The following is a 12841-nucleotide window of genomic DNA, read 5'->3' as shown; positions in this document are numbered from 1 at the left end:
CATGCAACCGCCCTCCCGAGACTTGTTGTGCAGTAACTGCTGGCTGAACCATCGGGATATGGCAGGCAACCTGGAGGATTCACCGGCGCGGAACGTGCCGACTGTCTCCTGCAACATCCGATACCGGACATGGGTAGCCGCCAGAGACTTCGAAAGGGTTCAAGATGAACACCGATTTCATGAGGAACATTCCAAACATTCGTCACCGGCGACGGCTTATCCTGCCTTTGTTAGCGGTGGTTCTGTTCGTTATTCCGTCGTGCAGGCTCCTGGCACAGGTCGATACCGGCGAAATCATGGGGCGAATCACGGATCAGACAGGAGCCGCGGTTGGACAGGCACAGATCAGCCTTACCAATGAAGCGACGCACCTGAATCAGCAAACCGTGAGTGACGCCACCGGCGACTATGCCTTCCGCGCGATTCATGCGGGCGCCTATTCTCTGATGGTGACCGTGCCGGGCTTCGGCGCGCAGACCCGCAGCCACCTGACCCTTGAGGTGCAGCAGGAGGCGCAGGTAAATTTCGCGCTGCAGCCGGGCGGAGTCACAGAAACCGTCGACGTCACCGATCAGCAGCCCGTGCTACAGACAGAAGATGCCTCGGTTGGACAGGTCGTGGATTCCAAAATGATCGAGGCATTGCCGCTCAACGGACGCAACTACACGTTTCTGGCTCAGCTCTCGGCAGGCGTAGTCAATGGCCAGCAGGATTCGCGAGGCGAGTCTGCACACGGACGTTTCACTGCCAATGGCGTGCGTGCTACAGAGAACAGCTACTTGCTCGATGGCATGGATAACAGCAGTTCCATCATTGCGCACACAAATGGCAAGGACTACGTCATTTTGTCACCGATTGACGCCCTCGAAGAGTTCAAAATTCAGATCAGCGATTACAGTGCTCAGTTTGGACGCGCAGCCGGCGCAGTACTGAACGCTGTTACCAAGTCCGGCAGCGACCAGCTTCACGGAGATGTCTGGGAGTTCTTCCGCAACGACAAGCTCAACGCCGCTGACTATTTCCAGAGCACCTCCGGTCAGCCGAAGGGTAAGTATCACCTGAACCAGTTCGGGGCGACCCTGGGTGGGCCAGTCGTCATCCCGCATTTTTATTCCGGCATCGATCGCACCTTCTTCTTCGTGGACTACGAGGGCACTCGCATTGATCAGGCCACTCTCACCCGTGCCAGCGTCCCCACGGTGGCTGAGCGTAACAGCGGCTATACCGATTTGTCCGATCTGATGACCGATCAGACGGGCAAAACCCCCACGGATGTATTAGGCCGCACCTATCCGCTCGGCACTGTCTTTGATCCCGCGACAACTCGTGCGGTGACGAAAGGCGTGGCCGATCCGGTGACGGGACTCGTTCCGACGGCAAGCGGCTACGTTCGCGATTCGTTCTCCGGCAACATTATCCCTTCCTCCAGGCTGGATCAGAACGCGGTCAACCTTCTGAACCTGTTGCCTGCGCCTAACCTTCCGGGTCTGACGAGTAACTACTCAGTGGCTCCTGTGCGCCCCGACAACATCGACGCCTTCGATATTCGCGTCGACCACATTCTAAGCAGCAAGGACCACCTCTTTGGCCGCTATAGCGGAAGCTATGAGTACCTGACAGGTGCAGCGCCGTTCACCGGCTACGCCAGCACCAATCAGGTACTTAACGACCACAGCCAGAACATCGTTGCGGCTGAAACCCATACCTTCAGCCCAACGCTGCTGAATGTATTCCGTGCTGGCATCAACAAAGAAAGTGCGCTGTGGACCCCAGCGAATTCCGACGAGATGGGCATTCCCGCTAAGTTCGGCATTCAGGGCATTCCTCAGATTCCCAACAACGGCGGACTGCCTTACATCTCCATAGGTGGACTCACGGTCTTCGGTTCCACAACCTATTCTCCCGGCTTGAAGTACGGCTTCACGCCACAGATTACTGATGACCTGACCTGGGTGCTGAAAGGGCACCATACCCTGAAAATCGGCGCTACAGGGCAACGCGTCGGCTATCCTTTCAATGAACCTCCATACTCGCGTGGCGAGTTGACCTACTCCGGCGGCTTTACATCCACTCCCACCGGGACTGATTCCAGCACTGGAAAAGCGATGTTCCTTCTGGACCCAACCCAGAGCAAAGGCTTCGGAGCTGGCGCCGCTTATTTCTCCAACTTCCCATCGGTCAATCAGGATAATTACTTCTACTACATGGGCATCTACGGGCAGGACGACTGGAAGATTAACCCACGTCTTACGCTCAATCTTGGCGTCCGCTGGGACCGCTATACTCCCCCAACGGAAAAGCTGTCTCGCGAATCAAACTTTGTTCCTAACGGCGATTGGAGCGGCGGCACCTTCTACATTCCTAGTAGCCAAGCGAGTCTACTTCCTGCAGGCTTCATCAGCGCCATGAATGCTCAGAAAGTGACCGTCCAGTCCTCCCGTTCTCCACTGGTCAGCACCGCAATTGGACACTTTGAACCACGACTCGGCGTCAACTTCGCGATCACCCCCAAACTGATCGTCCGCGCAGGCTATGGCCTTTTCTATGCCGGTTTTGAGGACCTCGGGGGTGACATCCTCAGCGAAAACTTCCCCTTCCAGTACAGCCTCTCGCAGTCGGCTGCTTCTTCTCACTCTCCACTATCCACTAATGGCGCGATCGGCTCACTCGAAAACACATTTAATAATTTCCCGCTCGACTTGTCTCTCGTAAGCGCAAGTTCGCTGACGTTATATGGCTGGCCGCTCCACTTCTCGCCTGCGCATACGCAAAGCTACAATGCGGCAATACAGTACCAGCTCGCGAACAATACCAGCTTCACCCTTGGCTATGTCGGCAACGTAGCAGGCGGTATCCCCAGCTCAACATCCGCGAACCCGGTCCTCACAATGCTGCCGCCAGGCACAACTGTCACCAACTACCGTCCCTTTCCAGGACTGGGCACAGGCTCCAGCTATATCCACATGGATGCCACTAGCAATTACAACTCCCTGCAAACCACGATTGAACATCGCTACAGCCACGGCCTCAGCATTCTGGGCAACTTTACCTGGCAGAAGACCATGACCGATGCCCGCGATCCGCTGGAAAACGACATCGGCAGCTACCGTGCTGCGCAGCTTACCGGATTCGGAATTAAGGGAGATTGGGCGCGCTCGGATTTCGATGTCAAACGCGTCCTGCATGTCAGCGGACTCTACGAACTCCCCTACGGAGCAGGTCGTATGTTTGGATCAAGCTCTCCGCGTGTTGTTCGTGCCATCCTCGGTAACTGGGATCTCAGCCCGAGCCTCGTCATCCAGGACGGCAATCCGTTCACGGTGACTTGCGCCACTGGAACAAGCGCGAGTTTCGGCTGCAACGCGGTCCTCGTGCCGGGTCAAAATCCATACGCCCACAGCACCGTCGCACACTTCCTCAATGCAGCCGCCTTTTCCACGCCGCCTTCGGCAACAACGATTGGTCAGACAGATCTGACTCCGCTTGGCAGCAAACCGTCACAAGTTACTGGGCCGCCAGGACGCCGTCTGAATGCATCTCTTATGAAACAGCTTCACTTCTACGAAAACCTGCATGGTGAGTTACGCATAGATGCATTCAACGTAACTAACACACCGATCTTTGCACTGCCGGGCAGTCTCAACTATGTGAATACGACTACGTTTGCACAGATCACCTCCACCCGTGACAACCCCAACGACGCTCGCACATTACAGATAGCAATGAAGATTCTCTGGTAGATCCACCCGCAGACAGTTGCGGAGCCCGCTGTCCACTGCAGGCTCCGCAACTTATTCCCCTCCCCATCTCAACGAAAGCGAGACCCGATCTATTGTTTGCGCGCACACATTCCCTGGCACTTCTGCTCCTGGCTATAGGTTCCCTTTATGAAGCAACACCAACTCACGCACAAGGCGATCCTGCTCGCGCATTTGATCCGGTAACAGCTGCGATACGCCGCCCCGGAATCAAGATTCGTATCGACCTCATCGGGGACTCCACTCAGACTGACCACGCAGGTTATGGTCGTGGGTTCTGCGCCAATCTCACACCTGAGGTGGAATGCCTAAATATGGCGAAAGGGGGGGCCAGTACGCGCACTTATCGAGAAATGGGTCTATGGGAGCACAGCCTTCTCACCAAGCCCGATTACATCCTCATCCAGTTTGGCCATAATGACATGGAGCGCGTCCCCTTTTATCCTCCCCAGACCACCATGGCGCAATACGAAGAGAACTTACGCCGCTTCGTGAAGGAGGCCAGTGCGGCAGGTATCAAGCCGATACTGGTTACACCGATTACCCGTCAGTATTTCGGAAACGATGGCAAAATTCATCCTCCGCTTGCCGCCCATGCCGCGACCATGCGCCGGGTCGCGCACGACATGGATGTCCCACTCATCGACCTGCACGATGAAAGCGTGGCGTATCTCGATAGCCTCGGCCCGGAGCGGGCCTACGCTCTTGGAATCTCAGCCAAGGACGTTACCGGCAAGACCGGTGTAGATAAAACGCACTGGAATTGGGACGGTTCCTACATCTTTGGCAGAATGGTCGCTCAGGACATGGCAAAGGCTGTGCCGAAACTTGCCCGCTACGTCAGGGCCACGCCGGCACCATTGCCTCCGGTAGGCGTTAAAGAGATGAGCATCTTTCATGGCGCGCCAGTCCGGATCGTACTCGCGGGCGACTCCACGCTCGATACCAATCAGGGATGGGGCAAAGGATTCTGCGCAGATCTGACCTCAAACGTCACCTGCATCAACGATGCGGCGGCCAATCAGAGCCCTGACGCTTACATCGAGCACGGAGACTGGAAGAAGGCTCTCGATCACCATGGTGATTACTATCTGCTTCAGTTCGGTTCAAGCGATAGGGGTAGCGCGAACTATGCCGCTGCCTTGCACCGTATGCTTCATGAGATAGAAGCCAAAGATGCTGTTCCGGTGCTCGTCACTCCGATTGCATGGCTCGACAAGGAAGGGACCGCGCTTGGATCCGAGCCTGAACTGCGGAATCTGGTCGCTACAACATTGACGATTGGCACTGAGGAGTATGTGACTGTCATTGATCTCTATAAGTTATCGCAGGCGATTAAGGACAAACCCATGAACTTGGCGCAGAAGCAACAGGCTCTCGGCCGCATGGTGGCCAATGCTCTTCCCCAAACACGTGTCGAGCTCGGCCCGGATGTTATCGGTGTTCCAACGGAAGCGACATTTACCCCAATTTTAAGAACAACTGGAAGACGTGATGACCCTATCCACTGATCGGAATTCGAATAGAGTGAGCCGCGATGTTGGCAGAGCAAAGTCTACTCGCCGTCGCTGGTTCTAGGACTGGCTTAGTATATGCAATGTAGTCTGTAAGGCGTGGCTATTATCTCGAACCGAAAGCCCTCGATTTGTGGTGGTCCGGTTTCAATTCGCGCGCGCCTAAATTCTGTTGGAGGGATTCACCTCAGAAATGAACTCCAGATGGTTGCCGACGACCCTGATTCAAGAGCCCTAGATATGGCTCTGTTCGACAGTCCGGGTTGTCGCATTATCCCTTACTTCTGGATTGACAGAATGACCAGGCGCTCTTCTCAAAAGAGCGTAATCACTTGAGGAGCAGATTTTATGTTCGCTGTGATTGCTGAGGTTTATACCGATGCATTCTGCTTCTCAGCGGTGCGTTGGGGTTGCGGTTTGGGACGAAGCTTTCACGGCGATAACACGGGTTCGAATCCCCTCGGGGACGCCAAATATCTTCAATCATTTAGCGAAAGCCAGCTCCAATCACCGGGTACCTACTCCAACGATTCCAGCATTCTGGCGAACTTCAGGCTATACCATCGCATGGATAAAATTCGTCGATGGAATTGTCGGGAACTGGAGCGCAGGGCTCTCAATGCGTCATTGCGTATATTACGTAGTTCACGCCGATTTTCGTGCCAAGCACAGAAAACCTGCTCGGATAGACGGGGTCATCCAGAAACTCCCAGGAGTCGCCGAGATCGGAGTTCAGCGAGAAGGCGACCATGATCCGTCCCTTGTCGTCATAGATTCCCTTCCAGTGGGCGACATAGCCGTCCTTCTTGTGACCGGTGGCCAGGTGCTCCGCTCCAGGAACCTGAAAGCGGTCGTCAAGATCAAAAAACGCGTGAAAGATTGGATCATTATTCGGAATGTCCACGAGTTCGCGATCCGGAAAGACCATCTTCATAGTCTTTTCAAAGTAGGCCTGCTCTTGTGTTCCATGGCAATCGTCGGCCATAAAGAAACCGCCGCGCAGCAGGTAGTCGCGCAGTTTCTTCGCCTGTGCTTCGGTCAGCCCCCACTCACCCACCTGCACCGCATAGAGCCATGGCCAGTTGTAAATCTCATCACCGTCATCCAGATTCACAGGTTGTTCCACTGATCGGGCATTCACGCGCGTCAGTCGTCGCACCGCATTCGCAAATGCGCGGTCAGCGCGCGGATAATCCTGCGTCCATAGCGAAAGCCCCTCCTGCCACGGTCCATCGAAGCGGCCACGATAACCGTCCAGTGGTCCTGGAGGAAACATGAGACGGGCAAACGTCCATTCTGCAGAGTGGTTCCAATCAGTTGGCAAGGGTACTGCCTTGCCATACTCTACCGATGGAAATTGGCGGAAAGCCTGCTGTGCCCACATAGCCGTAATCACAGCTCCGGCGAGAATCAACGGGAGAACAGTTCTGCAAACAATCTTCACGGCGCCTCCTGACTAAACTGACCACGGATAGTCCCGCCCCCATGCATGTGTGCAATACCGGCATTCGCTATCGCTATCGCTCACGGGCTCAACGCCCTGGCTACACTGGTGCGGCGTACCGGCAACCCATCGGTTTAGACGCACGAGGAGCAATTTTCTGTTGTTGGGGAACCTGCGTATTTCTTGACGAGCTGAGGCGAGCGCGGTCATCATTTGACAGTTTTTATATAGAAAATGTAAATTTTATTCCCAATGTATGTGAGGTATTTATGTAAACGCATACATGGAGGCCGAAATTATGGTGAAGCAAGAAATTCCAAGACTACAGATAGGGCGATGGGCAGCCCTTGTACTGTTTGCGATAAGTACGCTCCTATCCCTCGCAGCCCATGCGCAAGTTGATCAGGGAGCAATTACGGGAATTGTGCAGGACAGTTCCGGCGCCGTTGTGCCCAATGCGTCGGTTACGGTAACAAACGTCGATACAGGACTTGCATTGCAAGCCACGACAAATGCCAGCGGCGTCTATGTCTTTTCTCCGCTTAAGATCGGGAATTACAAGGTAAGCGCCTCAGCTCCCGGCTTCAGAACCACTACGCAGGAAAATCTCCACCTGGATATCCAGCAACGCTTGAACGTGGTTCTTGCCCTGCAGCCAGGAGCCGCGTCGGAGACAGTAACGGTGTCGACAGAAGCTCCGTTGCTGCAAACGCAGGAAGGCACCGTAGGGCAAGTGATCAGCACGGAAACCATCAACAACACACCGCTCAATGGACGCAATTGGGTGTATATCGCTCAGTTGACCGCCGGTGTGGCTCCGCCATTTGGAAATACGCGCGGCAGCGGCACAGGTGATTTTGTAGCGAATGGCCAGCGTGCCGAGCAGAACAACTTCATCCTGGATGGGGTGGACAACAACACAAACCTTGTTGATTTTCTCAATGGTTCGAGCTTTGTCATGCGGCCTCCTCCAGACGCCCTGGCTGAATTCAATCTGCAGACCAGCAACTACAGCGCGGAATTCGGGCACTCGGCCGGCGCAGTCATGAATGCGAGCATTAAGTCGGGCACCAATCAGATTCATGGAAGTATGTGGGAGTATCTTCGCAACACAAACCTCGACGCCATTAACTGGAACGCGCTTACTACGCCTCCCTATCATCAGAACCAGTTCGGCGCCACACTCGGATTTCCGATATGGAAGAACAAGCTGTTTTATTTCGGCGATATTGAAGCCAACCGGATCTCGATCGGGCAGACAAATGTCCTGACGGTGCCGACCGCCCTGATGAAGCAGGGTAATTTTTCCGAGCTTCTCGATTCAAATCTGACAGGGGCGCAGCCAACTCAGCTATACCAGCCAAACTCCGCTAACGCAGCCCAGCCGCTGACCTGCAATGGCCAGAACAATGCATTCTGCGCGAATCAGATAGATCCTGTTGCCCAGAAAATTCTGAACATGTATCCCGCCCCCAATGCAAATAACGGGAAAACCTACAATAACCTGATCGAAAATGTCTCGAAGAGCGATAACACCGTTCAATGGGACCAGCGTCTGGACTGGAACATCAGCTCGAAGGATCAGGCCTATGCACGCTACAGCTATCTACATGAAATCATTCTGAATGCGCTTCCTCTGGGTCCCATCCTGGATGGCAGCGGGTACGGAGGAGAAAGAGATTTCAATTTCGCTCAGAACTTTATGTTGAGCGAAACTCACATCTTTACTCCAAGTCTCACAAACGAGTTTCGCTTTGGATATAACTGGGACCATTCGGCGTTCAAGCAGCCGAATGCCTACAATCCCACGATCGCTTCAGCTCTGGGACTAGGCGGCGTTCCGAGTCTCGGCCCCGGCCAGTATGGGCTCCCCCTTGGTTATTTCAATGGCACCATCCAACAGTGGGGGTCGGTCGGAACTAACAACGAATCTCAAAATGTTTACCAGATTCTGGACAACGTAACCAAGATCTGGGGCAATCACTCCGTAAAGTTTGGCGTTTCGTTCCAGGCGCTACGCTTCTCCTACCTGTATGCGCCTGCTTCGCTCGGTCAATATTACTTCACGACAGGGCAATTCACCGGATTACCAGGTGTCAGCTTTACTGGAAACGGCGTAGCGGACTTCCTGGCCAATCAATCTAATTATGCCGATATTGCAAACGCTCCGAATATCGAAGACGCGCAATGGTACGACGCTGCCTACGTGCAGGATGACTGGAAGGTCACACCGAAGCTGACCCTGAATCTCGGCGTGCGTTATGACTACTATCAACCCTATAAGGAAGTCGGCGGATTACAAGGCAACTTCATCGTGACCGGTCCGCTCGGCGTTGGCACCGGCTCAGGCATTTATCAACTGCCGCAGGCAGCCAAGAATGTCGATCTCGGCACAAATTTCGTCAACACACTGGCGAAAGACAATGTGACCCTGCAGTACACGGGTAACGATCGTCTGGCAAATCCACAGAAGACGAATTTTGCCCCGCGCATTGGCTTTGCCTATCAGGCGCATCCGAATACTGTTCTCCGCGGCGGATTCGGCATTTTCTATGGCGGCCTGATGGCTCAGGGCAATACGAACCTTGGAGCAAACTTTCCGTTTTCGAATCAAGCCAACTTCTACGCGCCAGACTGCGTTTCAGGCAATTGCCCATCGGTTGCTTCGCAGGGAATTACGCTGGAAAATGGTTTAGAACCACAAGTCAGCGGTGGTTTTCAGAACTTCGTTTCGTATCCCAGCTTCCACGCTACAGATGTCAACATCAAGACACCTTACACAATCAACTACAACTTCTCGGTTCAGCAGGCTATCTCGCCAAACCTTGCAGCCACGATCAGCTATGTTGCCAATGTGTCGCGTCACCTGTCGCTCTATGGCGCTCCGAATACGGCGCCTGGTTTGTGGCGTCCGGGAACGAATACGCAGCCGTTCAACCCGTTTCCAGACCTCGGTGGGATTGGGCAGATCCATTATGCCGGCGTGAGCACCTATAACTCACTGCAGGCGAAACTGGAGAAGCGTTATGCTCACGGCCTGAGTTTTCTTGCCACTTATACCTGGTCCCATGCTCTTGATGACGCGAGCGATGCAGCCGGCAACTTCAGTGCGATCGGCGATCGTAATCTGGCGCTGATTCCTTTCATCGATGAGTTCACAAATTCCGTCTTCGACGTTCGTAATCGCTTCACCCTCAATGGTAACTATGAGCTGCCTTTCGGCAGCGGCAGAGCATTTCTTAACCGCACGGGCTGGATGAATGAGCTTGTCGGCGGTTGGTCCACAAGTCTTTCTTATGCCGCGCAGACTGGCTCACCGTTCTCAGCCCAGTCAAACATCAGCACTGCAGCGGGTGGCTCTGCAAGAGCCTACGTTGTGCGCGATCCGTATTCAGGAGGCGGCACACCCAACTCGACAAATCCTGACATCACCTGCCCGGCGCAGGCTAAAACAAAACTGAATTACATCAACCCTTGCGCCATAGCCAATCCATTACCAGGAGAAACAATCTCAGATGCTACGCATCCGGTAGGCTCGGTGAATCCGGACGGTGTACCAGTCCTTTTCCAGGGTCCGGTGCAAGACAAGGCCACAGCACTGCTTCTTCTCGGCGGGAAACAGAACACGCTGTATGGGCCGGGTTATTACCAGGTGAACATGTCTCTGTTCAAGAATTTCACTACATGGCGCGAGCAATTCATACAGTTCCGCGCTGATGCTTTCAATGTCCTGAATCATCCAACACTGGGAAATCCAAGCGGATCTGCCAACAGCAATGGTGGTTTGATTTCCAGCCCGAAGACTTTCCAGAACAATACTCCGGATGCCCGGTTCTTCCAGCTTTCACTGAAATATTCCTTCTGAGAGCTTTCCTCAGGAGAAGGTGGATGCCTCACATCCATCTTCTCCTGGACTATCTGCCAATAGCATCGAAAGGTTCCTGTGGAACACATAGATTTCCGGTTCAGTCTCAAGGCATTGCGTGCCGCTACGGTCATGGGTGCGATAGCGTGTAGCTCATTGATGAGTTCTGCGCAGGCGTCTTCTTCTGTAAATAAGAGAGAAATCATACTGCAGAGTGAATTCGTAACCGTGCGCTATCACCGTCAGACAGGCGCAATGGATGTCCTGTGGCGCGATGGACATAAGCTTCTCGGGATCACCAGCGGTGCACAACTCGAAGATGGGCGATCCCTGTCCACCTCCATGTATTCAGAACACGACTTGGATAAATCCAATACAGAAGCAAAATCATCAAGCTCGCTCAGTTCAGCAGCGCACGAGTATACGATCCGCAGCGGCCAATCGGGCAAGCCCACGCTTACACAACACATCTGGTTCTTTGAGGGTAAGCCATGGATCGCAATGGAATGCGAACTGGACCCTGATGCAAGCGCCATCGGCACGAGACATTTTGACGCTGTCGTGCTGAAGGGGCCGGACGCAGTTCAGATCAAGCCGGATGCAGCATTGCGGGTGCTGCACGTCCCTTTCGACAACGACATGTGGTTCCGCTATAACAGCATGACGGTTGCGGGTATGGCAGCAGGCAAGAAGTATGCGAGCGAAGAAGTCACAGCCATCTACGATAATGCCAGTCGCCAGGGGATCGTACTCGGTTCCGTAACTCATGACATATGGAAGACAGCAGTTGAAGCAGAGGCGGCCAACGGTCATCTGACAAATATTGATATCTACGGCGGCATCTCTTCTCCTACAGGGGTAAGAACGGATACGCATGACACAATACCGCACGGCCTCGTGCATGGAACGCGAGTGGTTTCGCCGCGTATCTTCATAGGCTCCTTTGCTGACTGGCGCAATGGCCTGGAAGCATACGGAGCAGCGAATGCTGCGGTGCAACCTCCATCCCATTGGCCAGCCGGCGCGCCAATGGGATGGAACAGCTGGGCTGCTTACGGAGAGAAGATTAACGATCATCGTTATCTTGCCTCAGCCGAATTCCTGAAGGACACTCTCGTGCCCCAGGGCTTCGGCAGGAACAAAGTGGTTTACATCAACCTCGATGCCTTCTGGTCGAATCTCGACGCTGTACAGCTTGCCGATGCCGTGACCAACATCAAGTCCATGCACGGAGCAGACGGCGTCCATTTTGAACCTGGCATTTATTGGACCCCCTTTGCCTACTGGTCCGACGATCTGGATGCCTATGTCGAGGGTACGGGGATGAAATACCGTTACCGCGACATTCTTCTCAAAGCGCCGGACGGCTCCCTGCTTCCTAAAGTGGATGGAGGTCGAGCCATCGATCCATCTCATCCCGGTGAGAAGGCACGCATCAGCTATTTTCTGAATCAGTTTCAAAAGCTGGGATTCACGTATCTGAAGCTCGATTTCCTCTCGCATGGCTCCCTCGAAGGCGCCCATTATGACCCGGCAATCCAGACCGGAACCGAGGCTTACAACGCGGGTATGAAACAGATCGTGGACGAGACAGGCAACCGCATGTTCCTGAGTCTCTCCATCGCACCGCTCTTCCCTTCCGGATACGGTCATGCGCGGCGCCTTTCATGTGACACGAAAGGCCATATCAGCGGCGGCGATCAGACGACGGAATACATGCTGAATTCGCTGACATACGGCTGGTGGACCAACAAAAACCTCTATATTGCAGATCCTGATCATGTTGTTCTAGGCGAGAAGGCCGATCAGGGGGCGCGCAACATTACCGAAGGCAAGAGCCGTCTATTATCGGCGATCATCAGCGGAGGCATGATTCTGGACAGCAGCAGAGTTGCGGATGATCCACAAGCACGCGAGTTCGCGCAAGCCATCTACAACAACCGAAATCTTTTTGCTGTGGCCAATGAAGGCAAGATATTCCGCCCCATAGAAGGTGATACCGGTGACAAGGCAGCTGCAGCTTTCATCCGATCATCGGCTCATGGAACCTATCTCGCTTTATTCAATTACGATCAGCAGCATTCGCAAACCATCAGCATTTCACTGGACCGCATTGATCCAACGCTTGCCGCGGCATCGTCTATTCCAGTGATCGATGTGGCATCGGGGACTGCGCTCCAGTCTGCGCAGGGCAAAGTCACCGTGGAGTTACAGCCCTCAGAAGCAAAACTGGTCGAGCTCCGCCATAAGTAGCACATCA

General features: G+C 54.1%; 5 protein-coding genes. 4 read left to right on the top strand and 1 reads right to left on the bottom strand.

The annotated features are described in order from the left end of the window. Nucleotides 1-179: 179 nt before the first annotated feature. Nucleotides 180-3740, top strand: a complete 3561-nt coding sequence (locus tag AC5S16_RS20615; protein ID WP_493931999.1) for a TonB-dependent receptor — start codon at nt 180-182, stop codon at nt 3738-3740. 92 nt (nt 3741-3832) lie between these two features. After that, on the top strand, nt 3833-5269 hold the full coding sequence (locus AC5S16_RS20610; RefSeq protein WP_493931998.1) for a GDSL-type esterase/lipase family protein: 1437 nt from the start codon (nt 3833-3835) through the stop codon (nt 5267-5269). 619 nt (nt 5270-5888) lie between these two features. On the opposite strand, the gene AC5S16_RS20605 is transcribed toward AC5S16_RS20610, so the two are convergent. Next, nucleotides 5889-6716 (bottom strand): DUF4159 domain-containing protein, encoded by an 828-nt coding sequence (locus AC5S16_RS20605; protein ID WP_493931997.1) that lies wholly within the window; start codon nt 6714-6716, stop codon nt 5889-5891. Nucleotides 6717-7014: 298 nt separating this feature from the next. Here AC5S16_RS20605 and AC5S16_RS20600 point away from each other — a divergent pair, with 298 nt between their 5' ends. Together AC5S16_RS20600 and AC5S16_RS20595 are read left to right on the top strand one after the other, a co-directional pair. Beyond that, a complete protein-coding gene (locus AC5S16_RS20600; RefSeq protein ID WP_493931996.1) occupies nt 7015-10581 on the top strand; it encodes a TonB-dependent receptor in 3567 nt (1188 codons plus the stop codon). A gap of 159 nt (nt 10582-10740) precedes the next feature. Next, nucleotides 10741-12834 carry an alpha-galactosidase gene (locus AC5S16_RS20595; protein ID WP_493931995.1) on the top strand — a complete coding sequence of 698 codons (2094 nt, stop codon included), beginning with the start codon at nt 10741-10743 and terminating at the stop codon, nt 12832-12834. The last annotated feature ends 7 nt before the right edge of the window (nt 12835-12841 follow it).

This window comes from Acidobacterium sp. FHG110202_01 (genome assembly GCF_059115305.1).
The sequence above is the reverse complement of the archived record's forward strand: the minus strand, read 5'-3'. Positions and strand labels throughout refer to the sequence as shown.

Excerpts from the sequence above, each read along its gene's own strand:
- AC5S16_RS20615 (WP_493931999.1), top strand. The coding sequence starts at position 180 with ATGAGGAACATTCCAAACATTCGTCACCGGCGACGGCTTATCCTGCCT.
- AC5S16_RS20600 (WP_493931996.1), top strand. The coding sequence starts at position 7,015 with ATGGTGAAGCAAGAAATTCCAAGACTACAGATAGGGCGATGGGCAGCC.
- AC5S16_RS20595 (WP_493931995.1), top strand. The coding sequence starts at position 10,741 with ATGAGTTCTGCGCAGGCGTCTTCTTCTGTAAATAAGAGAGAAATCATA.